The sequence below is a fragment of the Oculatella sp. FACHB-28 genome (genome assembly GCF_014696015.1).
Lineage (GTDB): Bacteria > Cyanobacteriota > Cyanobacteriia > Elainellales > Elainellaceae > JAAUTN01.
Genome location: NZ_JACJPJ010000043.1, coordinates 90,837 through 116,059 on the forward strand (window position 1 = coordinate 90,837; position 25,223 = coordinate 116,059).

Genomic DNA, 25,223 nt, shown 5'->3' on the forward strand with positions numbered 1-25,223 from the left:
CTCAATTCCTATGACTTCTGAAAAAATCACACCCACACCCGAAGTTACTCCAGATTCCACAGCCGAAACGGCTGTCCAGCCTGAGCCTGGCTTCGGCTGGACACCCTATGCTGAACGGATCAATGGGCGATTTGCCATGATCGGGTTCTTTGCGCTACTGATTTTGGAGCTGCTTACTCGCGAAGATTTCTTTACCTGGCTGGGGCTACGCTAGCGCACTGTGAGGGTATAGCGCCCTTGACCGTTGGCATCGTAGGCATTGGCGATCGCCCGGTAGGTACCCGTTTGGGGTAGCGTAACTCTAATTTCAGAGTTGCGGCACTCTGGCGTTTGTTGCTGGCACCGATCGTCATTTTGTTCGAGTGGTTCGCCCTGCTCGTTCACCAGGATCAGATAGGTGTCAAATTCTGTACTCTCCATCGTGACTGTCACCGTCTGCCCCTGCGTTGCGCGAAAAACATGTTCGCGGTAGAGGCTATTGTCAGATAGCGTTGGTCCACCAGGGCTCAGTACCCCTTGCTCTTGCAAGATTACGCCGGATGGGGTGGGTTGCTGTTGCTGTCGAGGCTGTTGTCCTTGGACGGTCGGTTGCCCCGCTTGCGGTTGAGGGGTTGACCCAGCCGAAGCTACGCGCAATTCATAATCTCCTGATTCCCCTGCGGCATAGGAGTTTGCCAGGATTGTATAAGTTCCGTTAGCTGGCAAAGTCGTTGCTAGCCTAGCGTTGGTACCGCCAGCACTGTCGTCATCTTGAGTCAGATCGCTACCATCGGGTGCCAGCAAGATCAGGTAAGCATCCAATTGGTTGCTACTCATTGTGATTTCAATCTGCTGTCCGGCTCTGCCTTCAAAGGTGTAAAGGTTGAAGTAGCTATTGTCTACTGGTAAGACGTTGCTGCCGTCGCCTAGATTACCCCTAACAATTGGACCGTTGACTGCGATCGCCTCAGGCGGACGATTAATTTGGGGGCGGTTGGTTTGAGCAACAGTGGGGGCACTTCCTTCTCGCACTGCTGTGAGGAATGGCTGAACGCGATCGACTGAAATGGCAAACCCAATGCCGATATTTCCCGCAGTGCTACCCGTTGTAAAAATGGAGGTGTTAACTCCAACCAATTCTCCTCGGTTATTCAGGAGTGGTCCGCCAGAGTTGCCGGGGTTAATTGCTGCGTCAGTTTGAATCAGTCCCCGATCCTGGTCAATTCGACTGACAATACCCACTGTAAAAGTATTTTGAAACTGTCCAAAGGGGTTGCCGATCGCAAAGGCTCTTTGTCCAACGCGTACAGAGCCAGAGTTAGCCAACCTTAAGTAGGGCAAATTGCTCTGTCCTCGTAATCGAACTGCGGCTAAGTCTAATCCCTCTTCCCCAAACGCAATAACATCGCCCTGAACCTCTCTACCGTCCGACAAACGCACTGTCACCGTACGGCTACCTGCCACAACGTGGGCATTGGTCAGAATCAGTCCGTCTGGGCTAATGATGCTGCCACTACCTGAACCGTCTCCTGCATTTACAGAAACAACCGCTGGACTTGCCGTTTCATAGACCCGAACGTTGGTGTCTTCTTCCACATCTTGAGCCAGCGCTTGGTTGGAGCCGGACTGACCCAAGTTAGTAACGTTCAGCAGGTCAACCGGAACAAATGCATCAAGGGTGGTGAGACCAATGGCAGTTCCTGCTGCGATGATTCCTGATGTGGCTACACGGCTGAGGAGTTTGATGTTCATGCTGGAATTGTGGTGCAACTGCTAGGGAACAGATTTCAAAGAGCTATTCAGGAGATACCTGATGGCGATCGCCGATTCCGTTTATCCGATACCTTCTTCATCCTTCTATTTTGGCTATCCGGGATAGGGTTGGGTAGGGTTTGTGTGACAGCTATCGCTGTTGCAATGAAGATTTAAATAAGAAATAATCTTCCAGCACGAATCACTTTTTGAGGCGTAATACCAACTCAAAAATTAGGGTTACAGATGGGAGGGTACCCCGCGTCGCGGGGTGCCCTCCCATCTAGAGAAATGTTATAAGTGCTAGCGTACAGATCAAATTCGAACCTCCTCTAACCTCAGCGGGGATTCATGGGAATGTCTAGGGGATCGCCAGCACGGGTATAAATTAAGATGTCCCACTGCCCCTGAGCGTTGGATTCAAAGGCGATAGTGCTGCCATCAGCGCTAATGCTGGGGTTACGAACTTCAGCTTTAAGAGCGTTGGTGAGACTGCGAAGCTGATACAGTTGGCGATCATACAGATAAATATTAGATTCGCCCTGCCGATTCCCTGCAAAAACAATGTAGCGACCATCTTCAGAAATGTCTGGATCGGCAACAGTCATATCTAGACTGTTGAGTTCAGGTAAGTCGAGCAATTGCCGCCCGATTAGGTCATACACATAGACATCTTGACTGCCTGCTCGGTCTGAGACAAAAACAAGATGTCTGCTAGCAGCTTTAGGAGATAGTTCTGCATAGGGGCTGTTGAGGCTGCGTCCGTTGGGGTCAAAGGGAAAGCTGAGATAGTGTGGGCCTGAACAACCAATCAGCAGAGCAGACAGGGCGATCGCCAAAACTAAAATCGCTAAAACAGATCTCACAGCAGCAGGTTTCACAGGAGCAAGACGGAGGGGGCAAGGCGGAGCGGGACAAGGAGGAATTGCGGTTTAATTCTCTGATTTCACTCTACAGAACATCTAGCTCAACTCTTGTGCCTCGATCAATCACTTCAATATCCCACTGTCCGTTGCTGCCCGTCTCAAAGGTAATGTAGCGTCCGTTAGGGCTAATGCTCGGGTGTCTCACCCAGCCTCGGTAGCCAGCCGTGAGAACCTGGACTTGTTCGGTAACGCGGTCATATAGCTCAATATCGGCTCTACCGCGATCGCTTGCAACGTACACAATGTAGCGGGCTGTGTTGCTAACGCCGGGGTTTTCGGCGATCGCATCCGGGCGATTTAACCGAGGCAAATCGACAAATTCCTGACTTTTCAAGTCAAACAGCAGAAGACTGCGAGTACCGTTTCGGTTAGATACGTAAGCAATAAATTGCCTATTGCCGCTTAAGGCTGGTTGCTCATCGGTATACAGGCTGTTCAAACCATTTAAGGAGTCATCAGCCCAAGCTACATCTTGTTGGCAGTTAATAAGAAAAGTGAACAGGATCAAGCCAATGCTTAACCCTATCCACTGCTGAAAGCGCTTGAAAATGCCAAAATGCCTGACCACTTGAGGAGCTAGCGTTTAGTTGTCGCTAATCATAATCACGTGGATTATCCTGGTCTTCGCTGGTGTAGTCAATTGGCTGATAGTCAACGTAGTCAGAGGGCGATCGCTCTGACTCAACTCGACTGCGGCGAGGCGCATCTTGAGGAGGGCGGGTTCTTCTGGGTCTTGAAGATGGGGGAGAATCGGAACTGCGGCTAGGACGACTGCTGCGAATCGGTTTGTCCTCTGTATCACCCCAGTACTCGTCTACATCAGGACGGCGGGACACTGGACGCTCGGTTCCACTAGAGGGAGGACGACGGCGACGAGGGCGGCTTGACGCATCACTGTAAGGGTCACCAGAACCGAGGCGATCGCTGCTGCCTCGGCTGGATGGACGACGACGCACTTCCTCACCGTATTCGTCATTTGGGCGAGCATCGCGTGTGCCTCTGATCCGGCGGGTGATAGGCCGAGGTTCTTCATCTAGGGCATCCAGTTCGTCTAACTCAGCCCGATAAACTCGGCTCACAGGACGATCATCATCGACAACAGGCGTTGTGCGCTTTGCCTGCTCTGTGGCGACAGCCCGCAGACGAATGCTCTCAACCGCAAAGAAAATGGCAGAACCCGTCAGCATAAACTGACCAAACTGCAAAATCGGGTCTTGCCGCCAGCCATTGAAGAACAGAATGCCACCGCAAACCAGCGCCACTGCTGCAAAGAAAATGTCATGATCTCGCGCCAAGTTAGGGCGCACCGAACGCAGGAAATAAAGCCCTACGCCTGAGAGGGCCAAACCAACCCCCACAAGGCTACTTGCGTTTGAGATGATGTTGACCGTTGCTAGCGTCGGGGTAATCATGCTGTTCAAACCCAGCCCAGCATCCACCATTGCAGTTCTCCGTAAGTATGTCCTAATCCTAAGCGACTTTTAGTTAAATCGATTTGCTTGTTTAACCAATTCGCTTGTTGATTTTGTAATGATCTCTACTCTAACCGAATCGCTGACTGACCTAAGTCTTTCAGCCAAACCGCTACAAGCATTAACTAGCCAAGCTAAATGAGGATACTGCTCTGTGTCAAGACTACCTAGACACTAAAACTTCAGGAGTTGGGTTAGAAGTTTATCTAAACAGTCCTAAAAGTCATGCGGAAGCTTAGATCTACAAAGCCAGGGATTTTCAGAATCAAATGACTTCTACTCTGAAAATCTCTGGCTCTGCTCAATTCACAAACCTGAGTCAAATAACCTCATCCGACTAAGAGCGCTGGATCTTGTCTCTTTGGCTAATGAAGATCAGGGCAACGGTTGCTGGAATAATGATGATGACTGCTCCTGCAAGCAGGCTGTATAGGAAATTTGCTAAAGATGGTGTCATGAGTTTTGATCCCCAAATTTGGAAGGCTATTTCATTAATAATCTTATCGGGCTGTTAATCCTTTGAGAAGTCTATTTGGCTTTAGATTTTACTGCAATTCTAAGTTGGAGCAGGTCTAAAGCCGCGTTCGAGGGGCGGTAGAATATGAATAGACTCGGTTACAAAGCTTAATTTTTAGCACCTATGACCTCTGTTGCAATCGCCAATTGGGTTTTGGCTCCTCTGTTGGGGCTGCTGATTTTGTTGTTCATTATTCGCATCGTCTTGACCTGGTATCCTCAAGCCGAACTGAATCGGATGCCATTCATTCTGGTGGCTTTGCCCACAGAACCTTTTTTGATCCCACTGCGTAAGCTTGTGCCTCCTTTAGGTGGAGTAGACATCACCCCTATTATTTGGGTTGGAATTTTTAGTCTGCTGCGTGAAATTTTGCTGGGGCAGCAGGGGCTACTGACGATGATGGCTTACTGAGGCAATTTCCAGGCAGGAAATTACTGCAAGACTGAAAATGCTTGAGTTCTAGCGGGTTAGGGGCAAAGCGTTCGATCAAAATGTCGGTCATTGCACTGAATCTTGACCGAATGCTTCGCATCCACAGACTTACTTTTCAGGGGGACGCATCATTTGCTCAACAAAGTTGGTGTAGATCTTGCCTTGCCCAAATTCGGCAGTTTCCAGAATTTTTTGGTGAAAGCCAATCGTGGTGGGTAAACCTGTGATCGCGCATTCTCGTAAGGCTCGCTTCATTCGTTGAATTGCGGCAGGGCGATCGGGTCCCCAGACAATCAGCTTGCCAATCAACGAGTCATAGTAGGGCGGAATTTCGTAGTCGGTATAAACATGGGAATCAATTCGCACGCCGGGACCGCCAGGAGGCAAATAGCCGCTAATGCGTCCGGGGTGCGGACGAAAGTTGTAGTCAGGATCTTCAGCATTGATGCGGCACTCGATCGCATGTCCGCGAAATACCACCTGCTCCTGTGTCAGACGTAGCTTTTCTCCCTGGGCGACGCGAATTTGCTCAGCAATTAGATCTAAGCCAGTAATCATCTCGGTGACGGGATGCTCAACCTGAATGCGGGTGTTCATCTCCATGAAATAAAAATGTCCCGATTGGTCAAGCAGAAATTCGATAGTGCCTGCACCCGTGTAGTTGATCGCTTGAGCGACCCGGACAGCAGCAGATCCCATTTTTTCGCGCAGTTCTGCGGTGAGAGCAGCGCTGGGAGCTTCTTCTAGCAGCTTTTGGTGCCGTCGCTGAATGGAACAGTCTCGCTCTCCCAGGTGAATGGCGTTGCCGTAGCTGTCAGCAAGAATTTGAAACTCGATGTGACGGGGTCGTTCGATGAATTTTTCTAGATAAACGCCGGGGTTACCAAAAGCGGCATCCGCCTCACCCTGAGCCGCTAGAAAAGATTTCACTAATTCGCTTTCATCTCGAACTAGACGCATTCCGCGACCGCCACCGCCCGCTGTTGCTTTAATGATGACGGGATAGCCAATTTTGTTGGCGATCGCCAAGGCTTCCTGATCATCGGTTAGCAGCCCATCACTTCCGGGTACAGTAGGCACACCAATCCGCTGCATCGTTTCTTTTGCAGTTGATTTGTCGCCCATTGCCCGCATTGCTTCAGGGGAAGGACCGATAAAGGCAATCTGGTGATCGGCGCAAATTTCAGCAAAACGGGCGTTTTCTGCCAAAAAACCATAGCCCGGGTGGATCGCAGTAGCGTTGCGAGTCAGGGCTGCGGCAATAATATTGGGAATATTCAAATAGCTTTTGCTGCTGGGAGGCTCACCGATGCAGACCGCCTCATCTGCCAGCTGAACATGTAACGCATTGCGATCGATTGTGGAGTGAACGGCAACGGTGGCAATTCCCATCTCTTCGCAGGTACGAAGGATGCGAAGGGCAATTTCCCCACGGTTGGCAATCAAAATTTTGGAAAAACGCATCTTCCAGCTTTAGCGGGTGAGGGTCAGGCGAGACAAACTTTTCCGAGTCACCCTGGGAAGTCATGCTTCAGCGAAATGACGAAGGCATCTAGCCACTCAAATGTTTAGAGACAGGGATCGGAAGTCCGTAACCAGTAGTTAATCCTATCATGCGGCAGACACCGCTTGTAGCTTGTCTTACCACCAGGCTTAAAGCAACTTGGGGAGGTTAATTTTTCGCAGGCTAGTCTACGAAAAATTAACCTCCCCAAATAGTTTTTAGGATAGGAGCTTAGAGCTTGATGAGTTAGTCAGCAGTTGCCAACTCGGTGCTGCCGCGACCGCGACGACGGGTGAGGCTGTTAAACAGCATTTGACCGATCGCCTTAATCAGGTTGCCTTCAAGTTCCTGGAAGACTTTCATATTCATGCCGAAGGTGGCATTTGCTTCGTCAACAATGCGATCGGCAGTCGCCTCGTCCACGGGCAATTCATCCATTGCCTGACGATATTTTGCTTTGAACTGCTTTTCGTCAGGAATGTCTTTGAATTCGTAGAAAGCGGTTCCTTCACCGTTGCTCAGGTTCATGCCACGCTGGGCAATGCCTTTGAGGATTTGACCGCCTGACAGGTCACCCAGGTAGCGGGTGTAGGAATGTGCTACGAGTAGCTCAGGCTGCGTTGCAGAGACCTGACGAATATGCTCTACATATGCTTTAGCCGCAGGGGTCGGAGCAATTTGGTCGCGCCAGTTGTTTCCGTAGTAAAAGTGCAGGTCGCGCTCCAGACTTTCCTTGCGATTTAGCTCTGGGAAATGGATTTTAGAAACGATTGGATGCTGCTGATGGCGCTCCATTTCTTCTTCCATTGCCGAGTAGACAAAATAGAGGTCGGCGACCAGCTTTCGGTAGGAGTTCTTTTCTACAACTCCTTTGAGAAAGCACTTCACAAAGCCGACGTTCTCAGCCATTGTATGGGCCTTTTTGGTGCCCTCTCGCAGCTTGGTTGCTAAATTACTGGTCATTATTAAAGTCCTACTAATCCCAACATTAAATTTGCCTGCTGGAGTGCCGAAGCTTAACAAGGCTACTTAACAATGCTAAGAAACAATGTTAAAAAGCTTCCCAAATTGTTAGAGTAATCCGATTTGATGAGAGATTTTGTTAAAAATTCTTACGCGACAATTCTTGCTAGCCACACAACCTTGTTGGCTTCATGCTTGTCGGCTTCATAAGTAGTTTGTGAGAACACCTGTCCGGCGGTAAGGTGTTCTCACAAACTGCTTAGAGCTAGCACCTTACATGATGGTGATGTCGTTAAAGTCAGAGTTAGCGAGTCGTTCGCGTAAAGTTTCAGTGAGATGCGCCCCTTTTTGGTCTTGCACGTAGAACTGATAGGCAAGGCTACCGTCTTTGCTGACGGCAAATTTGGCATCAAATTCTTTGGCTCTCTCATCCAAATAGGATTGCGCAGTCATTCTGGGCAGGTTGGCAGCAGCAGCAAATTGCGTCACGGTTAAATATCCGCTGTTTTGCTTGAGCAACCGGTAAAAAATAGAACGTAAATTAATGTGATCGTGGCGTGGGTTAGGACGGGATGCGCCAACGAGTAGCCAGCCTCCCAGGGCAATCGGGGGTGCCCCAAATAGGAGTCCTCCCACTAGTCGGGAGGATCTAGTTCCAGTGTCTCCGGTGATGACACTGTGGGCGAAGGCGATAACAATAGCGGAACCCGCAGCGAGAAACAGACCTGCCAAAAGTTTTTTTGTTCGCATCACTCTAGCTGGAGTGGGGTCAGAATTACAGCCTGAGTTAGAAGGCTTAGTTAGAAGACCGGGCCATCGCCAATTTGTTCTCCTAGCCTGCCTATTCAAACGGCTAGTCCATGATTGCGTCAACCGTATGATAACGTTTCTCCAAAAACAGATGGAAGGGCACCCCGTGGAGCGGGGTGCCCTTCCATCTGTTTTTGGAATTGGTATGAGTCCTTATCGTTCGTGAACAAGGTTACAGGGAGGTAAAAGGGTGAGGGATGAAAGTCCATTTCATCCCTCACCCTTTTGCCTTTCGCTATTCCAGATGTAGAGCTTAACGAGTGGCTTCTAGTAGCCGAGAGAAGTAGAAGCTGGTTTTTGTCATGGCGTTGCGCTGTACTTTCCAGCCTCTTGCCTCCAACCCTTTGACGATGTTGGATTCTTTGTGCAGGTAGGCACGGGTTGCTTTGCTGGGTCCGGGGAAAAAGTCGCCGATTTTTTTCAGCAGGCTGTAGGCAAAGGTCTTAGGGGCAAAGCTGAGGATCAGGCGAGAGTCTGCCAGGTTGCTGAGGTGATCGATCATGGCGATCGCCTTATCTTGGGGATAGTGAATCAGCACATCGAGGCAAATCACGGTGTGATAGTTGCCGCTCAGCGCTTCCAGGTCTTGCACGGCAAAGGTGGGATTGTCTGACTGCCCCAATTCCGTTGTGGCTCTGGTCTGGGCTTCTCCTACCATTTTTTCAGAAATATCGCTGGCGTAAACTTTTGCACCTGCTGCTGCTAGCGGAATGCTGAGACTGCCGACTCCACAACCCGCATCGCAAACTGTCAAGTTTGCTAGATTGCCATCAGCCTGGAGCCATGCCAGCACGGTATCAACGGTCTGTTGATGCCCTTTGCGGATATCTAGCTGAACTTTGTTGACTTCACCGTCGCCGTAGATGCGCCGCCAGCGATCAAAGCCTGTGGCGTTAAAGTATTCCTGGACAACCGCCTTGTCATCCACTGTTTTATCGCTAACTGTGTTCATCGAATTCATAAAGTTTTTTGAGCGTAGGCAACAGCTGTTTGACTTAAGCAAACTTTCCTATACTTTATGACGAATGATGCGCGGTACAACTGCTCAATCGCGTCAACGCGATCGCAATTTCTGCTGAAATGTTTCTGCTTGCTTGGAATTGGGAATTTCAGCAGCGATCGCCTGCACCAGCTGTTCAGGTTTCAGGTGAGGCGTTTGGGACAGAATGTCTTCCACGATGTAGTCTGCCATCGGTCCAATGCAGCGGGCTAGCTCGGTGCGGCAGCGTTCGACAAATTTAGGATCGAGGACGGGTAAGGGTTTAGGAGGGGGAATAGGCGAGCGCTGCTGCTGGGTGACATTGCTTGTTGGTCGGCTAGAGCGGACAGAGGGATTGGGAAGAGGGCTGCTGGCTGCGCCTGTTAGTCCCAGCGCTGTCATTACTTCAGCGGCAGACTGATAGCGATCTTTGGGCTTTTCAGACAGCATTTTGTTGAGAATTTGGGTAAGGCGATCGCTCACCTGCACATAGGACTGCCAGCACCATTCTAAGGAATCGCGCTCGGTGAGGGTATTCGGCTCTTGCCCCGTAAGCAAAACGATCGCCGTTACGCCCAGTGCATACAGGTCACTACAGGGATAACACTGCCCCATGCGAATCTGCTCTGGAGGCGCATAGCCTAGCTTGCCGACAAAGGAAGCCTGGCTCACGGTTGAACCCTCTTCTGCGTAAGCTGCCCAAATTTGATTTACCGCTTGCTTGACCAAGCCAAAGTCGATCAGCATCGGGTGTGTTTGACCATCTGGCAACATTACGTTGTCAGGTGAAATGTCTCGGTGAACAATGTTTAGACTGTGCAGATACTCCAAAACGGGTAGCAAATCAGCCAACCATCGAGTCACTTCGGCTTCGGAAAAAGCGGCCCCTTGGCGCAGCTTTTCTCTCAAGAGGGTGGCGTAGGTTTTGCCATCAATGTATTCCTGTACGAGAAACAGCCGCCCTTTTTCGGCAAACCAGGCGAGGAAGCGAGGAATTTGCGGATGCTGAATTTCGTAGAGGACTCTGGCTTCTTGCTCAAACAGTTGGCGCGACTTTTGTACTGTGTAGTCGGCGCGGCTGGTTGGCACAAATTCTTTGAGAACGCACAGATCACCAAAGCGCTGCATGTCTGAGGCTAAGTAGGTTCGCCCAAAGCCACCTCTTCCTAGAACTCGATGAATTTGGTAGCGACCGTCAATGATCGTGTCGAGGAGCGTTTCTTCGGAGGCAGAGCCGAGCAGATTAGAAGGGGCTGAAGTGTCCAAAGGATGGACGGAAGTCGCGTCAGAATGACGGGCAGGCAAAATCTGGTAGGCGGGAACAGGCTGCTGGATGTTTTTTAGCTTCAATGGCCCAGCATAGACCGCTTCCATCACTAGCCGATCTTTCACCACGTCGTAGACGGTTTGGGAAATGCAGATGCCGCCGGGTTTTGCTTCAGTTTGCAGACGAGCGGCAATGTTGACCCCGTTGCCCATTACGTCGGTTTCGCTAAAAAACACGTCGCCCAGGTGGATGCCAATGCGGTGAATTAGCACGTCTTCGGGCGATCGCTGGTCTGCCTGCTCAGCGATAGTAGTCTGAATTTTCATGGCACAGGCAACGGACTGGACTGCGCTAACGAAATACATTAGCAAGCCGTCTCCAGTGGATTTGAGTACCTGCCCTTCGGTGTTTTGGCAAATCTGTCGCATCATCTGGAGGTCACGCTGAATTAGGTTCAGCGTATGCTCTTCGTCGCTTGACATGCGGGCACTAAAACCGACGCTATCGGTAATCACAATAGCGGCCAGGGCGCGGTTGCCTCGTTTCAGCAGTGGAGCTTGGCTGTCCATAGGGCGGCGCTATGGCTGGGTGGGTTGGACTGTTAATTTTGCTGGGGAGGTGGCGATCGCTAACGGCGTACAAACATTTCCGTAGGGGCGAAGCGTTCGGGCAAAAATCCTTACTCTAATTCAGAGCTTATCTACCAAACGCTTCGCCCCTACCCATACACCCTGATTAAAATTCTGTTCTACTCACATCTTTCCTGATGCTAACGGGTCGATCCGGTTTGACAGAATCACCCGTTCAGTTGAAATTCGTTGGGGACCAATGGCCCGATCCAATCAATTTGAGCAGCAGCGTATTACACCCATCAACATCTAGTGTAATCGTGTCTGAAAAAGCACCGAAAGTTTTGCATTTGAAATTAACACTGTGATACTGCCAAGAGTAGGGAATGAGGACGGAAGGCTGAGGATGAAAGAGAAGGGCGATCGCCCTTCCCCCCAAGCAACCCCCTCGCCACTCACCGATGCGAAGCGCGTCCTGCCACCCATCCCAATTCCTTGCGGAGGGGGCGTGGGGGACGCGCCCGTCCCCCAACGGGGGTCTGGGGGAACCCCCCAGCAGCAAATCCCGCTAAACAAACAAATAAAATCCACAGTAAGTTACGGCATTGCCTAACCCACCCCACCCAAATGTGAAATCAAGAAAACATATTATGATCACCTGGAAAATATAAGACTCCCCCTCTCCTCATGAGTTATCTCGAAACCACTGCCCAACTCTACGCCGAAGCCGCCGAAATCCCTCAAATTGGGCTGTGCTGCGTCAGTACACCCCCCATCCGACTGCCAGGGCTAAAAATCCCAAAAATTATGCAGCAGATGAACTACGGCTGCGGCTCGACGGTGCATCCCACCGAACTCTTTGGCAACCCCACCGTACTTTACATCGGCGTAGGAGGCGGACTCGAAGCCCTGCAATTTGCTTACTTCTGTCGCCAACCAGCAGGAGTCGTCGCCGTTGACCCCGTCGCCGAAATGCGACTCGCCGCGACTCGTAACCTACAGCTTGCGGCTCAAGAAAACGACTGGTTTACCCCCGACTTCGTCAAAATCCTAGAAGGAGATGCCTTTGCGTTGCCAGTACCCGATGCCTCAATAGACGTAGTGGCGCAAAACTGCCTGTTTAACATCTTCGAGCCAGCTGACCTAAAGCAAGCCCTCTCCGAAGCATATCGAGTATTAAAACCGGGTGGACGACTGATCATGAGTGACCCGATCGCCACCCGTCCGATTCCGTCCCACCTTCAGCAAGACGAGCGATTACGCGCCCTTTGCCTATCTGGAGCACTCACTTATGACGAATATATTCAACATCTAATCGCGATTGGCTTTGGACAGGTAGAAATTCGTGCCCGTCGTCCTTATCGGCTACTAGATGTTCAAAGCTATAGTTTAGATACTCCCCTCCTGCTAGAAAGCTTAGATTCTGTTTCCTTTAAGGTACCGGTGCCCGATGATGGAGCCTGTGTTTTTACAGGTAAAACCGCAATCTACAGCGGTGCTGAACCTGAGTTAAATGATGGTGCGGGTCACAGGTTAGAGCGAGGAGTTCCCCTGGCAGTGTGTGATAAAACCGCTGCTCAGTTTAGTCACCAGTTTCCGCAAGACGTGATCGTCACAGACTCCACCTGGCACTACACCGGTGGTGGATGCTGTTAAAAAACTCATGCCCTAAAGAGGATCTGTGACTTCTCTAACGAAGTTGCAGATCTGGGCAGCAGACTCCGTTTTTAGTCATTGCTATTCCACTATGCTGCTCAGTCAGATGTTTTATTGGATGCTCAAATTTGTGTATGGGTTAGCAGGAGTAGCGATCGCCCTTCTCTTAATCACATCTCCAGCGTTAGCCAACAGTGCCACATCACCAGGGTTTTATCCTCAAAACCTGCTTCAGAATGCATTGGAATGGATTGAGAGCCTGGGTATGTTGGGTGGCATCACATTCATTGCCCTTTACATCGTGGCGACTGTTGCCTTCCTTCCCGGTTCTATCCTAACCTTAGGCGCAGGGGTCGTATTTGGTGTAGTGCTGGGAGCCGTTTATGTATTTATTGGGGCAACTTTAGGGGCGATCGCCGCCTTCCTAATCGGACGTTATTGGGCGCGAGGCTGGGTTAGCCAAAAGATTGCTGGCAATCAGAAATTTGCAGCAATTGACAAAGCTGTCGCCGCAGAAGGCTTAAAGATAGTTTTGCTCACCCGGCTTTCCCCGATTTTCCCATTCAACTTATTGAATTACGCCTTTGGGCTCACAGGCGTTTCACTCAAAGATTATGTGTTGGGGGCGATCGGCATGATTCCCGGCACCATTCTGTATGTTTACATTGGTTCCCTGGCAGGTAACCTTGCCCAAATTGGTACCGAAAACCAACCCACTAACTTGAGTGTTCAATGGGCAATTCGGATCATTGGGTTTCTCGCAACTGTTGCAGTCACCGTTTACACCACCCACCTCGCCCGCAAAGCGCTAGCAGAAAACTTACAATAGCCTCGGTTCGAGGAGTCTGCACTTAGGGGGATGCTGCGCTTTCCGTCTGCCTCTTTGGAAAGATGACAGCCCTACGAAGACTCACGGATACTGTCATCTTTAATCAAAGTATTTTACCTGGGGCACTACTTTGAATTTTGTGGCAGTTATCCAACCATGAGAGCTTTATCGCTTGCCTCTACTCGCTTTGTCCAACTTGCTAACATCGTCACCGCTAGGGTTGCCGAGCTTTTGTGTGCCCCCGTTTTTGTGATCGATGACCAGGGCACCATTCTCACCAGTAGCGATCCTTATCTGGTGGGACTTGCTTTTGATTGGAATCAATGGAAAACGGTTAGTCAGCATCTCCGCATTCCTCTCCATTACGATACGCAAGTGGGAGAGGTGGTGGTTGGAGAATCGTTGAATCGAGAACCGATTTCTCCTCGGTTAGCTCAAGCTCTAGTGGAATTGGTGATCAATCAGGCTGCCATCCTCGATCAGTTACCCAATCAACAGAAGTTTAAGAATCAGCTGATTTATGATTTGCTGCATGGTCGGGTTCAAGACGAAGTTGCCTTGCGTCAGGCTAAGGACCTGGGAATGGATTTGTCGCCTCCCCGCGCAGTCATTCTGGTGGACGCAACTGATTATGTTTCTAAGTTGGGAGTGAGAGAAACGGTCAGCGAGGCAGACAAACGGCGACGCACACACTTAGTCATCGGCAGCATTGTGAGTTTCTTTCATTTGCCCAATGACACGATTTGCGCCGACTTAGGCGGAGGCGAAGTTGCTGTCCTGAAAGCAAGCAACACCAAAAACTTGGGCAGTTGGGCGAGTCATGATGATTCTGATCCTTCAACTAACTCTTCCTGGGCAAATTTAACGGCGTTGAGGCGGGCGGCAGATGCGCTGCTAGCGCGGCTGCGAAGCGATACAGGCGGAGCGTCGATCAACCTGGGAATTGGTCGCTATCATCCGGGCATTCGGGGGTTAGCGCAGTCTTATCAGGATGCTCAGGCGGCTCTGTCTCTGGGAAGCCGCTTGCAGGGACAAAACCAAGTTCATTGTTTAGGGCGATTGGGCGTTGCTGCCTTTGTCGGTGTCGCAGACGAAGCAACCAAAATCGATCTGGCTAAATATTTGCTCAGTCCACTTGACCATGAGCCAGATTTGCTAACTACACTGGATGCCTTCTTTGCCGAAGACTGTTGCCCATCCTCAACTGCAAAACGGCTTTCAATTCACCGAAATACGCTCAGCTATCGTTTGGGTAAGATTGCTTCGCTCACTGGGTTAGATCCTCATCGATTTGATGACGCGGTGCAGATGCGGCTCTGTTTGCTGTTGCGATCGCTGCGATCGCAGTCGATCAAGATATAGCAAAAGTCCTCAAGTTTACATCGGGAGTCGGAGGCGATCGCCCCCAGTTCTCTCGTAAAATACACGTGCATCGGGCTTTGCTTTTTGCAGATGACATCAGTTGCTCATTGAGCTGGAATAGCTCATTAGGCTGGAATAACTGACCTGGGAATCTGAACGCATCCCGTTTACATAGTTTGCGAAGGACGCATAGAGGGAATTGAACTGAATGGTGCAGACAACACAAAACGCAGTACATAACTCAGTCCTCCAAGAAGACCCGCTGTGGTTCAAGGATGCCATCATCTATGAGGTGCCCGTCCGCGCCTTCGCCGATAGTAACGCCGATGGCATTGGCGACTTTCGGGGGCTAACCGAAAAGCTCGACTACCTGCAAGACCTGGGAGTCACTGCGGTCTGGGTGCTGCCCTTCTTTCCTTCACCTTTGCGAGATGATGGCTACGACATTTCCAGCTACACCAGCGTCAACTCCATCTATGGCAACCTGGATGACTTCAAAGAATTTCTCGCTGCGGCTCATCAGCGCGACATCCGCGTCATCATCGAGCTAATCGTCAACCACACATCCGACCAGCATCCCTGGTTTCAACGGGCCCGAAGGGCTCCCAAAGGCAGCGTCGAACGCGATTTTTATGTCTGGAGCGACACCCCCGAAAAATACCAGGAAGCCCGAATCATCTTCCAGGACTTTGAAACCTCCAACTGGGCTTGGGATCCTCTCGCTAAAGCCTATTACTGGCACCGCTTCTATTCTCACCAGCCGGACTTGAACTACGACAACCCCGCAGTTCGGCAGGCAGTATTTGAAGTTCTCGATTTTTGGCTTGAAATGGGCGTAGACGGCTTGCGAATGGATGCCGTGCCCTACCTCTACGAGCGAGAGGGCACCAATTGTGAGAACTTGCCAGAAACTCATAACTTCCTCAAGCAATTGCGACAGCAGGTTGATGCCAAGTTTCCTAACCGAATGCTGTTGGCTGAAGCAAACCAGTGGCCGGAAGATGCTGCCGCCTACTATGGCGAAGGCGACGAGTGCCACATGAACTTTCACTTTCCGTTAATGCCTCGCCTGTTTATGTCGCTGCGGATGGAAGATAGCTTCCCAATTTTTGACATTCTTCAGCAGACTCCTTCGATTCCCGACAACTGCCAGTGGGCGCTGTTTTTACGCAACCACGATGAGCTAACGCTGGAAATGGTGACAGATGAAGACCGCGACTATATGTATCGGGTCTACGCCCAAGACCAGGAAATGCGGGTGAACCTGGGGATTCGTCGCCGTTTGGCTCCGCTATTGGGTAACAATCGCCGTCGGATTGAGCTGCTGAACAGTCTCCTGCTAGCCCTGCCTGGAACTCCGGTGCTGTACTACGGTGACGAAATTGGCATGGGCGATAACGTGTATGTGGGCGATCGCAACGGCGTTCGTACCCCAATGCAGTGGAGCTCTGACCGTAATGCAGGCTTTAGCCGCGCCAATCCCCATCGCCTCTATCTGCCCGTAATCGTCGAGTCAGAATATCACTACGAAGCTGTTAACGTCGAGGCGCAACAGGCGAATCCTAACTCCCTCTGGTATTGGATGAAGCGTCTGATTGCCACTCGCAAACGGTTTAAGGCAATGGGGCGTGGCACCTTTGAGCTACTGCATCCCGAAAACCGGAAGGTGTTGGCCTTCACCCGCACCTATGAGGATGAGCATATTCTCGTTGTCGCTAACCTGTCTCGCTTTGTCCAGACGGTAGAGCTAGACCTGTCTGCGTTTAAAGGCATGGTGCCGGTTGAGATTTTTGGGCGCACCGAGTTTCCGGCGATCGGCGAAGCTCCCTACTTCCTCAGCATCGCTCCCCATACCTTTTACTGGTTTACGCTGAAGTATCAGCCCAATGATGCTCAGCTTGCTAAACCGCAAAGCCAACTGCCTGTTTTGGCGGTTGATGCGCCCTGGCAAAATGTGTTTGCCCAGCGAGAAGCGCGAATCGCTCTAGAGTCTGTCCTGCCAGACTACTTAAATCAGTGTCGCTGGTATATCGGCAATGGTCGGGCAATACAGGCTGCCCACATCACCGAAATTGTGCCAGTGCCCTACAAAGACACCGAAGCTCAGATTGTCTGGTTAGAGGTGGAATACATTCAGGGAGAGCCTCAAACGTACATTTTGCTGCTTGCTTACGCAGAGGGCAAAGAGGCACAACACCTGCTAACAGACTTGTCCTATACCGTCGTAGCAAAACTTGAGCTTAAGGGGCAGGATGAAACTAAGGTTTTGTATGATGCGATCGCCGATAAAGACTTTTTGGCTTCTTTACTGAATGCGATCGTCCACAACCATTCCTATCAGGGCAAACTGGGCGAACTCAGTGCCAGCGTTACGGATCTGTTCCCTCAGCTTATGGAAGGTGCAACCCAGTTTGAGCCAACCTTGCTGCGTTCGGCTACTCGCAACACCTCAATCATTTATGGGGATCATCTGATCCTGAAGCTCTTCCGCAAAATTGAAGTTGGTAACAACCCTGACCTGGAAGTGCGACGCTTCCTTAGCGACAAAAAACAGATTCAGCACTTCACCCGAATTGCGGGCGTACTAGAATATCGTCGTCCTCAGACAGACACCATGACCGTCGGCATCTTGCAGGAATACATCCTGGATGCCCGCAACACCTGGGACTACACCCTCGATAGTTTGCGCGACTACTTTGAACACATCATGGTGCAGCACTCCGGTATGACCGAGGTCCCTGTACCGTCTGGTTCATTGCTAGAGTTGCAGTCCAGCTTTGCCTTGGTAGAAAACTTTGAGGATTCAGAGACTGGCAAACACTGGGATGGAAACTCGTCTACCGCCTTTTCGATGGCTTCCCGCTCCTATCCATCTTCTCCGGAAACCTCTCACAACCTCGATCCCTCAACTCAGCTTCTCGCCTCTCAGGTGATTGGCTCTTACCTTGCCAACGCCAAGCTACTAGGACAATGTACGGCTGAGCTTCACATTGCGCTGGCTTCTGATGCAGAAAATCCTGACTTTGCCCCAGAGCCGTTTTCGTCCTTTTATCAGCGCTCAATCTACCAATATGCACGAAACCTGTCTGGACAAACGTTGCTATTACTGAAGCAACGGCTCAAATTCTTGCCCGCCAAAACGCAGGAGCTAGCACGAACTGTCCTCAACCGTCAGGATCATCTGATGAGCCGATTTCAGCTTGTGCTGAATCAAAAAATTACCGCGATGCGGACTCGCACCCACGGAGATTACCATTTGGGGCAGGTGCTTTATACGGGCAAAGATTTTGTCATCATTGACTTCGAGGGAGAACCTAGTCGCAACCTGAGCGAACGGCGGATGAAGCGATCGCCCCTACGAGACGTAGCCGAAATGCTGCAATCCTTTGGTTATGCGGCTAATGTAGCCCTACGAAACGAAGTCGAGAACGGCATGATTCGCCCTGAAATGTTGCCTGTGATGGAGCAGTGGGTGCAGTTTTGGGAACGTTGGGTCAGCGCTGCATTCCTCCATGCCTACCTGAATACGGCTAACAGTTCTAACTTCCTACCCAAATCTCAACAAGAGCTACAGGTTTTGCTTGACAGCTACCTGCTCGAAAAAATGCTGTACAGTCTCAGTTGCGAACTCAACAGCCGTCCCGATTGGGTGGAGAATCCGCTACGACGAATTTTGACGGAAGTGGGGGAATAGGGTTTAAAAACTCTAGAGAGTAATTTTTTGCGCGCTAAGCCCACAAAAAATTACTTTCCAAGAATTAGGTCTACATATGGAAGGGCACCCCGCAAAGCGGGGTGCCCTTCCATGTGTAGCTCCTCTTTGAAGAAACGCTATAACTTCCTACACGCAACTCGCTAAATCTGAAGTGTCGATGCTGGCACCAGTCAGTTGGTGTAGGCGTTCCAGAAATTCAACTGCGTTTCCTCTAGCGGCACCAAAGCCGTGTAGCTGGACTGAGGGCGCGGCAAAGGCATGGGCAGGAAACCAGGCTTGCAAATCCCAGGCGTAATATTCCAGGGTGTCTAAACACAAGCGGGCACTGCCCAGGCTGAGGTTTTCACAGGAGCCATGCGAGAAGATGTGAACCTGGGTTAAATCCTGGTGCTGCTGTAAAGCTTCAGTAATTTGCTGTACTCCGTCTCGCTGAGGGTCGAGCAGGAGAATTTCTGCCTGTGGCAGCGTTTTTGAAGCTAAAGCTTGCTGATCTTGAGCAGTTGGATCGATTACAACCAGTGCATTCGGTTTATCGGATAAGCGATCGCGTTGAGATTTATGGGAACTTTTACCAGCGTTTTTATGGTCCATAGGTGTGTGATAAGAGAATTGTTATTAGCTGTAACCGTTGTGGTGATGTCCACAGGTCCTTAGTAAGGCTTGAACCAAACACATCCTTGGATAGATGCAGAGTTGGGGAAGGAGTTGGATATACTACAGTCCTCACATCTATCGTTCCCAAATTAGCTGGCTAAGGTTACGGTTGTCGGTCGGCAAAAGGTCAGGTAAAGGTCTGATAATGTCAGGCAGAATCTAGGTAAAAGTGCGGTAACATACCTAAGCGCCTGTTGATCTAGATTTCATTGATACAGAACAAAATCTGCAAATGTTGGTAAAAACCCTGATTTTGGGTGGTGCGGAAAACGTTGTCCCACTTCAGAATTAAGAGGAGTTTCTGGTTTTTGTACTGTAATTATTTTTCTTCTACCCAGATAGCCTTAATAAGCATTCTGTAATCTTTGTAACAGCTTGAATTCAAGCAGATCTTGCTTTCAAACTGCTTCTCTGACAATCTGTTAATTTAAATTCTTTCTTACTCCCCACTTCTTATTCTTTTAATTAAGTTCAACGTTGCCCCTAAGCCTTGAAGTTGATGACAGTTGACGAAGCGTTAGATCGGGTTGAGCGGCTTTTAGAGCAAGGGCGCTTAACAAAAGTTCAAGAGCTGGTGTTTCGGCAGTCCTGGGCAGGACAGTCATATAGGGAAATAGCCAAATCATCGGATTACGATTTTGGCTACATCAAGGACACAGGCTCTCGACTATGGCAGTTGCTGTCTGATGCGCTGGGGCAGAAGGTAACCAAACATAACTTTCAAAGTGTCCTGAAGCGATCGCAGTGGCAGGAGAAAGTCCCTGAAGTAAAAGGGAGCGGTCAACTCTTTCCCAACCTGGTTGCGTTAGAACCGAATCTGCCTGTTTCACCCAAGACCGATTGGGGAGAAGCGCTCAACATTGCGGTGTTTTATGGTCGAGAAGCAGAACTGCAGCGGCTAGAAAACTGGATTGTCGGGGATAAGGCGGTAGAGGGGCAGCAGCGCTCTAGCCTCGTTGCCATCTTGGGTTTAGGTGGTGTGGGTAAGACTGCTCTGTCGGTGAAACTGGCGCAACAGCTAGTAACGAGTGAAAGGGATGCATTTGAGTATGTGATTTGGCGATCGCTCCGCAATGCACCTCCCCTGCGCGAACTGCTGCAAATGCTGATTCAGTTCTTTTCTGACCATCAAGAAATCAACTTGGCGGATACAGTTGAGGGACAGCTTTCACAACTGCTTCCCTATCTTCAGCAGCACCGTTGTCTCATCGTGCTAGACAATTTTGACACGGTTTTGCGCGGGGAAACTGATAGCGATTTGCGTCAGCGTTCAAGCCGCTATCGAGTCAACTATGAGGACTACGGAGAATTTTTACAGCGAGTGGGTGAAGTCGCTCACCAGAGCTGTTTGGTCATCACCAGTCGCGAAAAGCCACCCGAAATTGCGTACCTAGAAGGGGACATTTTGCCTGTGCGAGTGCTTCAGTTAGGTGGGCTAGACGAGGCAGCAGGACAAAAAATCCTTCAAGCAAAAGGGCTAATCGGGTCGCAGAATGAAACCAGCCGATTGGTGGAGTGTTATCGCGGCAATCCCCTTGCGCTGAAAATTGCTGCTACCTCAATCAAAGATTCGCTATCTGGCAACATTGCTGAATTTCTGACTCAAGGCAACATCATCTTTGACGGGATTCGCGATCTGTTGTCTCACCAAATCAACAGGCTGTCTGCTCTGGAGCTTCAGGTCATGTACTGGTTAGCTATAAACCGGGAACCTGTCACCCTGGCAGAACTTCAGTCCGACATCGTGCCTCAAATTCCGCAGGCAAAGTTGGCGGCAGTGCTGGAGTTATTGCAGCAGCGATCGCTGATTGAAAGCTCACCTATCTTAATGGGACGAGGATTGGCTAGCTTTACCCAGCAGCCCGTGGTGATGGAATACATGACCGATGAACTGATTGAGCAGATGAGTTGGGCGATCGCCAGAACCGAAATCGCTTTGCTCAATCGTTATGCCCTGATCAAAGCGCAGTCTAAAGATTATGTCCGTCATAGCCAGACCCGAATGATTTTGCAGCCGCTGATCGACCGTCTGATCTCTCACTATGACAGCAAGCAAGACATGGTAGACCAGCTAAATCAGATGGTATTATCGCTGCGGCAGTCTGGGGCATCGGCTGGATATCTTGGTGGTAACGTACTCAACCTGATGAGCCAACTTCAGGTGAATTTGACGGGAGCAGATTTTTCTCACCTCAGCATTTGGCAGGCGTATCTACCTGCAACAAACTTGAGTCAGGTCAACTTTGCTGGCTCAGATCTCTCTAAATCTGTGTTTGCGGAAACCTTTGGAGGCGTGATTTCCGTCGCCTTTAGCCCAGATGGACAGCAGCTTGCCACCAGTGACACCAGCGGCGAAATTCATATCTGGCAGATTGCTACGGGCAAGCAGTTACTCATTTGTAGCGGTCACGCTCACTGGACGTGGGCCCTCGCTTTCAGCCCCAATGGTGAATTCTTAGCGAGTGCCAGCGATGATTATCTGGTAAAGCTCTGGGAGGTTAAAACCGGGGAATGCCTGAAGACATTTCGGGGACATACGTATTCGGTGAACGCGATCGCCTTTAGCCCCGACGGACAGCGAATTGCGACCTCCAGTCAGGATGCGACCATCCGCATCTGGGACGTGAATGCTCCTGTTAATCGCCTTCAGGTTGACACCGACAAAAGCCTGCTAGGAATTGTGGATGAGTGTGCTCACATCCTTACCGACCATGAAAGCCGAGTCTGGTCGATTGCCTTCAGCCCTGATGGCAAAACCTTAGTCAGCGGTTCTGAAGATAAAACAATCAAATTGTGGAATGCCAGCACGGGAGAATGTCAGCAAACCCTTTTAGGACATACCAACTGGATTAAATCCGTCGTCTTTAGCCCCGATGGGCGATCGCTAGCTAGCGGCAGTTTTGACCAAACGGTGAAGCTCTGGGATACAGAGACAGGTAACTGTCTTAACATACTGCAAGCTCACTCTAGTACAGTCACTTCCGTTGCCTTTAGCCCGGATGGACAGAAGTTAGCTAGCAGCAGCTATGACCAGACGATCAAACTATGGAATCTGAAAACGGGGCAGTGCATCAGAACGCTTCAGGGACACAGCAATCGCGTTTGGTCGGTTGCCTTTAGCCCCGATGGACGGTTGCTTGCCAGTGGCGGTGATGATCATGCTGCGAAACTGTGGGATGTTGAAACGGGGCAGTGCACCAAAACCTGGAAAGGACACACCAACGCCATTCTATCTTTAAGCCTGAATGCAACGCAGTCTATTGTGGCGGCTGGTCACGAAGATCAGACCGTCAAGCTATGGAATCTAAAGACGGGTCAGATTCATAAAGTTTTGCAAGGACACACCAACCGAGTCTGGTCAGTCGCCTTTTCCCCTATCCCGATCAGCATTTATCCTGATGCAGAGCAGAACAAGAAAGTCGTTTTAGCCAGCGGTAGTGCCGATCGCACAATCAAACTTTGGAACTGGCAAACTGGACAGTGCTTACAAACCTTGAAAGGACATACAAGCTGGGTGTGGGCGATCGCCTTTAGCCCCGACGGACAACTGCTAGCTAGCGGCAGCTACGACCAAACCGTGCGGCTCTGGGAAGTGCAAACCGGCAAATGCATCAGCGTCATGCAGGGACACGTTGCCCCTGTCACATCTGTAAATATTAGTCCCGACTTGCGCTGGTTAGTGAGTTCTGGGTTCGATCGCACCATTCGAGTCTGGGATATCGGAACGGGGCAATGCATTCATATTCTGCGAGAACATACCAACACAGTTTGGGCAGGAGACTTTAGCCCCGACGGACAGCAGTTTGCAAGCTGTAGCTATGACCTGACCATCAAAATTTGGGACACTTCTACCTGGGATTGTATTTCCACACTTCAGGAGCATACAGCACCTGTTATTTCTGTTGTGTTCAGTGGTGCAGACAAATTGGCTAGCGGTAGCTTTGACCAAACCATTAAACTTTGGGATCTTCCTACCCGAACCTGCACTCAAACCTTACGCGGACACACTAACCTAGTTTCTGCACTGGGGTTTGCTTCTAGTCAATCTCTTTCCGAAACAAGTCCGGAAAATGAGAGCAACGAATCTACGGACTCCATCTTGCTCAGCGGCAGCTTTGACGAGCGAATCAAACTTTGGAATGCTGAAACAGCCGAATGTTTACAAACTTTAAGAGCTGCCCGACCCTATGAAGGAATGGTCATTACAGATGTAGTGGGGCTGACAGAAGCTCAAAAAGCAACCCTAAAAGCACTTGGAGCCGTGGAATAGCTGTAGTCATTCTCGTCATGTTATGCAGAAGCCCTCGCTGTGCGGGGGCTTCTGCATAACGACGAACTTTAATCAGGGCACACCGTGCTACGGCATTTGGCAAAGCTGCTGCATCTTAAGCTGCTGGAGATTTTTACGAGCAGTGAGGCTGTATTGGTAGTGACGTTCTTCCAGCCAAGCTCGCACTTCTTGTTCAGAGACCTGATCAAGGGATTGTCCCGTTGTGGGATTGTAGGCATTCCAGACAATTTCCCCTGCTGTGTTGCGAGTCTGCCAAACTTGTGGCTCAGAGGATACTTTGAGGTGCGCTAGCATGGTTTGCCAAAGGCTATTAAGTTTTGCCCCGAACTTGGGTAGTTTCCCGTTGGGTGACTGACGAGAGACTAGTTCTACTTCCTGATATTCTTGCCAGGTCATAGATGGTTTCGTGGACGGTTTCATGCCGTTCCCTCCTTACATCGCTTTCAATACTCCTAATTTACAAAACTGTTACAAAAGCTACAAAAAGCGGCTTTCATCATTTGCATGAGAAGTTTTAATGCAATATTTTGCGGAAAGCACATTCGAGGAATTGTATGGGCGCGAGGATGAAAGCCTGGAAGATGATTGGCTGTTGCTTAACCTATTTATAGGGCAGTGCGATCGCCCCTTTCCCCCTCACAGTCGTTCTTTTAAAGTCTGTAACTCAGCTTCAACTGATGCCGGGTTAAATCCTAACTTGAATGCCAATGAGCTATCCATAGAAAGGTCGGCGGGTCTGGGTGCAGCCATTTTCACATCTGCTTGACGGCAAGCGCTAACTTTTGCCATCGAAAGCTCCAAAACCTTTACCATCAAACAGCCGAATTCGTAGCGCGACATCCGTTCTTTACCGCCGAGGTGAATGTACCCGTGAACCTTTTCTAGAGCTAGCAGAAGTCCGTGTGCAGCGGCTGTACCGCTGATTGGGGTACGAAATTCATCAATAAATAGATTTAACTCTTCTCCTGATCTGAGCTTTTCAATAAATGGTTGGATAAAGCTCTGAGCAAAGGGAACCGCTCCAAACATCAGCGGCATCCGACAAACTGCAACTTTGGGATAGCGCTCTAACATGCCCACTTCGGCCGCCACTTTTTGCTCACCATAATGATTCACGGGGCATACCAGATCAGCCTCCCGGTAAGGTGCGTTTCGCCCGTCAAATACCATGTCGCTAGAGGTAAACACACAAGGAATTTCTGCATCAGCGCTGAGTCCAGCCAGATTACAAGAAGCACTCACATTAATTGCATGAGAAATTTCAGGATGAGTTTGACAAAAATTAGGGCTAGACGCAGCCGCAGTATGAATCACTGCATCAGGTTGAAGCTGTTGAAAAAGCTGTTGGAGTGCCTGAAAGTCCGTTAGATCAACGGGTAGCAAAGTCCCACCTGGAATCTCAACAGGATGCTGATGATAGGTGCCATAGACCTGCCAATTGGCTTGAGCAAGCTGGCAGAGATGCCAGCCTAAGAAGCCACTTGCGCCAGTGATCAGAAGCTTTTTCATCTGCTGAGCCGATTGTAACGGGACAGGGGATTAGAGG

At 50.2% G+C, this 25,223-nt stretch carries 21 protein-coding genes; 8 read left to right on the plus strand and 13 right to left on the minus strand.

Annotated features, from left to right (window positions below; all coding sequences use genetic code 11):
• The first annotated feature begins 10 nt into the window (after window positions 1-10).
• Window positions 11-214 (plus strand): chlorophyll a/b-binding protein, encoded by a 204-nt coding sequence (locus tag H6F88_RS06700; RefSeq protein ID WP_190641966.1) that lies wholly within the window; start codon window positions 11-13, stop codon window positions 212-214.
• On the opposite strand, the gene H6F88_RS06705 is transcribed toward H6F88_RS06700, so the two are convergent.
• The 5 genes from H6F88_RS06705 to H6F88_RS06725 form a co-directional block, all read right to left on the minus strand.
• The gene (locus tag H6F88_RS06705) at window positions 211-1,731 is read right to left on the minus strand and encodes a trypsin-like peptidase domain-containing protein (protein ID WP_190641967.1); all 1,521 of its coding nucleotides are present in this window, start codon (window positions 1,729-1,731) and stop codon (window positions 211-213) included. The two genes, H6F88_RS06700 and H6F88_RS06705, sit on opposite strands and share 4 nt — an antisense overlap.
• Before the next feature lie 338 nt (window positions 1,732-2,069).
• On the minus strand, window positions 2,070-2,612 hold the full coding sequence (locus H6F88_RS06710; protein ID WP_347277252.1) for a Tol biopolymer transporter periplasmic protein: 543 nt from the start codon (window positions 2,610-2,612) through the stop codon (window positions 2,070-2,072).
• Between the two features lie 70 nt (window positions 2,613-2,682).
• The gene (locus tag H6F88_RS06715; RefSeq protein WP_347277672.1) at window positions 2,683-3,144 is read right to left on the minus strand and encodes a biopolymer transporter Tol; all 462 of its coding nucleotides are present in this window, start codon (window positions 3,142-3,144) and stop codon (window positions 2,683-2,685) included.
• A gap of 106 nt (window positions 3,145-3,250) precedes the next feature.
• Window positions 3,251-4,099 carry a Ycf66 family protein gene (locus tag H6F88_RS06720; protein WP_190641968.1) on the minus strand — a complete coding sequence of 283 codons (849 nt, stop codon included), beginning with the start codon at window positions 4,097-4,099 and terminating at the stop codon, window positions 3,251-3,253.
• Between the two features lie 367 nt (window positions 4,100-4,466).
• Window positions 4,467-4,586: a photosystem II reaction center X protein gene (locus H6F88_RS06725; protein WP_190641969.1), complete on the minus strand. Its 120-nt coding sequence runs from the start codon at window positions 4,584-4,586 to the stop codon at window positions 4,467-4,469.
• Between the two features lie 183 nt (window positions 4,587-4,769).
• Here H6F88_RS06725 and H6F88_RS06730 point away from each other — a divergent pair, with 183 nt between their 5' ends.
• Window positions 4,770-5,057, plus strand: a complete 288-nt coding sequence (locus H6F88_RS06730; protein WP_190641970.1) for a YggT family protein — start codon at window positions 4,770-4,772, stop codon at window positions 5,055-5,057.
• 129 nt (window positions 5,058-5,186) lie between these two features.
• Here the strand turns inward: H6F88_RS06730 and accC are convergent, their stop codons facing one another.
• The 5 genes from accC to H6F88_RS06755 form a co-directional block, all read right to left on the minus strand.
• Window positions 5,187-6,542, minus strand: coding sequence for an acetyl-CoA carboxylase biotin carboxylase subunit (accC, locus tag H6F88_RS06735; RefSeq protein ID WP_190641971.1), 1,356 nt, complete (start codon window positions 6,540-6,542; stop codon window positions 5,187-5,189).
• A 286-nt stretch (window positions 6,543-6,828) separates the two neighbouring features.
• Window positions 6,829-7,545: a heme oxygenase (biliverdin-producing) gene (locus H6F88_RS06740; RefSeq protein WP_190641972.1), complete on the minus strand. Its 717-nt coding sequence runs from the start codon at window positions 7,543-7,545 to the stop codon at window positions 6,829-6,831.
• Between the two features lie 273 nt (window positions 7,546-7,818).
• Window positions 7,819-8,295 (minus strand): hypothetical protein, encoded by a 477-nt coding sequence (locus H6F88_RS06745; protein ID WP_190641973.1) that lies wholly within the window; start codon window positions 8,293-8,295, stop codon window positions 7,819-7,821.
• A 313-nt stretch (window positions 8,296-8,608) separates the two neighbouring features.
• A complete protein-coding gene (gene bchM / locus H6F88_RS06750; protein ID WP_242050433.1) occupies window positions 8,609-9,316 on the minus strand; it encodes a magnesium protoporphyrin IX methyltransferase in 708 nt (235 codons plus the stop codon).
• Between the two features lie 93 nt (window positions 9,317-9,409).
• Window positions 9,410-11,170, minus strand: coding sequence for a protein kinase (locus H6F88_RS06755; RefSeq protein WP_199333485.1), 1,761 nt, complete (start codon window positions 11,168-11,170; stop codon window positions 9,410-9,412).
• Between the two features lie 406 nt (window positions 11,171-11,576).
• On the opposite strand from H6F88_RS06755, the gene H6F88_RS06760 reads away from it, so the two are divergent.
• The 5 genes from H6F88_RS06760 to treS all read left to right on the plus strand — a co-directional run bounded on the left by H6F88_RS06760 (window position 11,577) and on the right by treS (window position 18,711).
• On the plus strand, window positions 11,577-11,783 hold the full coding sequence (locus H6F88_RS06760; RefSeq protein ID WP_190641974.1) for a hypothetical protein: 207 nt from the start codon (window positions 11,577-11,579) through the stop codon (window positions 11,781-11,783).
• A gap of 74 nt (window positions 11,784-11,857) precedes the next feature.
• Window positions 11,858-12,826, plus strand: a complete 969-nt coding sequence (gene arsM, locus H6F88_RS06765) for an arsenosugar biosynthesis arsenite methyltransferase ArsM (RefSeq protein WP_190641975.1) — start codon at window positions 11,858-11,860, stop codon at window positions 12,824-12,826.
• A 118-nt stretch (window positions 12,827-12,944) separates the two neighbouring features.
• Window positions 12,945-13,655: a TVP38/TMEM64 family protein gene (locus H6F88_RS06770; RefSeq protein WP_190642050.1), complete on the plus strand. Its 711-nt coding sequence runs from the start codon at window positions 12,945-12,947 to the stop codon at window positions 13,653-13,655.
• Between the two features lie 156 nt (window positions 13,656-13,811).
• Window positions 13,812-15,017, plus strand: coding sequence for a helix-turn-helix domain-containing protein (locus tag H6F88_RS06775; protein ID WP_190641976.1), 1,206 nt, complete (start codon window positions 13,812-13,814; stop codon window positions 15,015-15,017).
• A 208-nt stretch (window positions 15,018-15,225) separates the two neighbouring features.
• On the plus strand, window positions 15,226-18,711 hold the full coding sequence (gene treS, locus H6F88_RS06780; RefSeq protein ID WP_190641977.1) for a maltose alpha-D-glucosyltransferase: 3,486 nt from the start codon (window positions 15,226-15,228) through the stop codon (window positions 18,709-18,711).
• Between the two features lie 147 nt (window positions 18,712-18,858).
• On the opposite strand, the gene H6F88_RS06785 is transcribed toward treS, so the two are convergent.
• Window positions 18,859-19,323, minus strand: a complete 465-nt coding sequence (locus H6F88_RS06785) for a DUF4347 domain-containing protein (protein WP_190641978.1) — start codon at window positions 19,321-19,323, stop codon at window positions 18,859-18,861.
• 562 nt (window positions 19,324-19,885) lie between these two features.
• On the opposite strand from H6F88_RS06785, the gene H6F88_RS06790 reads away from it, so the two are divergent.
• A complete protein-coding gene (locus H6F88_RS06790) occupies window positions 19,886-23,656 on the plus strand; it encodes an NB-ARC domain-containing protein (protein WP_190641979.1) in 3,771 nt (1,256 codons plus the stop codon).
• Between the two features lie 87 nt (window positions 23,657-23,743).
• On the opposite strand, the gene H6F88_RS06795 is transcribed toward H6F88_RS06790, so the two are convergent.
• A complete protein-coding gene (locus H6F88_RS06795; protein WP_190641980.1) occupies window positions 23,744-24,097 on the minus strand; it encodes a hypothetical protein in 354 nt (117 codons plus the stop codon).
• Between the two features lie 216 nt (window positions 24,098-24,313).
• The gene (locus H6F88_RS06800) at window positions 24,314-25,186 is read right to left on the minus strand and encodes an NAD(P)-dependent oxidoreductase (RefSeq protein ID WP_190641981.1); all 873 of its coding nucleotides are present in this window, start codon (window positions 25,184-25,186) and stop codon (window positions 24,314-24,316) included.
• Window positions 25,187-25,223 lie beyond the last annotated feature (37 nt).

Bases quoted from the DNA above. Each gene is read 5' to 3' on its own strand.
- H6F88_RS06700 (WP_190641966.1), top strand. From the start codon at position 11: ATGACTTCTGAAAAAATCACACCCACACCCGAAGTTACTCCAGATTCC.
- H6F88_RS06775 (WP_190641976.1), top strand. From the start codon at position 13,812: ATGAGAGCTTTATCGCTTGCCTCTACTCGCTTTGTCCAACTTGCTAAC.
- H6F88_RS06790 (WP_190641979.1), top strand. From the start codon at position 19,886: ATGACAGTTGACGAAGCGTTAGATCGGGTTGAGCGGCTTTTAGAGCAA.
- H6F88_RS06760 (WP_190641974.1), top strand. From the start codon at position 11,577: ATGAAAGAGAAGGGCGATCGCCCTTCCCCCCAAGCAACCCCCTCGCCA.
- bchM (WP_242050433.1), bottom strand. From the start codon at position 9,316: ATGAATTCGATGAACACAGTTAGCGATAAAACAGTGGATGACAAGGCG.
- arsM (WP_190641975.1), top strand. From the start codon at position 11,858: ATGAGTTATCTCGAAACCACTGCCCAACTCTACGCCGAAGCCGCCGAA.
- treS (WP_190641977.1), top strand. From the start codon at position 15,226: ATGGTGCAGACAACACAAAACGCAGTACATAACTCAGTCCTCCAAGAA.
- H6F88_RS06770 (WP_190642050.1), top strand. From the start codon at position 12,945: ATGCTCAAATTTGTGTATGGGTTAGCAGGAGTAGCGATCGCCCTTCTC.
- H6F88_RS06705 (WP_190641967.1), bottom strand. From the start codon at position 1,731: ATGAACATCAAACTCCTCAGCCGTGTAGCCACATCAGGAATCATCGCA.
- H6F88_RS06720 (WP_190641968.1), bottom strand. From the start codon at position 4,099: ATGGTGGATGCTGGGCTGGGTTTGAACAGCATGATTACCCCGACGCTA.
- H6F88_RS06755 (WP_199333485.1), bottom strand. From the start codon at position 11,170: ATGGACAGCCAAGCTCCACTGCTGAAACGAGGCAACCGCGCCCTGGCC.
- accC (WP_190641971.1), bottom strand. From the start codon at position 6,542: ATGCGTTTTTCCAAAATTTTGATTGCCAACCGTGGGGAAATTGCCCTT.
- H6F88_RS06745 (WP_190641973.1), bottom strand. From the start codon at position 8,295: ATGCGAACAAAAAAACTTTTGGCAGGTCTGTTTCTCGCTGCGGGTTCC.
- H6F88_RS06730 (WP_190641970.1), top strand. From the start codon at position 4,770: ATGACCTCTGTTGCAATCGCCAATTGGGTTTTGGCTCCTCTGTTGGGG.
- H6F88_RS06795 (WP_190641980.1), bottom strand. From the start codon at position 24,097: ATGAAACCGTCCACGAAACCATCTATGACCTGGCAAGAATATCAGGAA.
- H6F88_RS06785 (WP_190641978.1), bottom strand. From the start codon at position 19,323: ATGGACCATAAAAACGCTGGTAAAAGTTCCCATAAATCTCAACGCGAT.
- H6F88_RS06725 (WP_190641969.1), bottom strand. From the start codon at position 4,586: ATGACACCATCTTTAGCAAATTTCCTATACAGCCTGCTTGCAGGAGCA.
- H6F88_RS06800 (WP_190641981.1), bottom strand. From the start codon at position 25,186: ATGAAAAAGCTTCTGATCACTGGCGCAAGTGGCTTCTTAGGCTGGCAT.
- H6F88_RS06740 (WP_190641972.1), bottom strand. From the start codon at position 7,545: ATGACCAGTAATTTAGCAACCAAGCTGCGAGAGGGCACCAAAAAGGCC.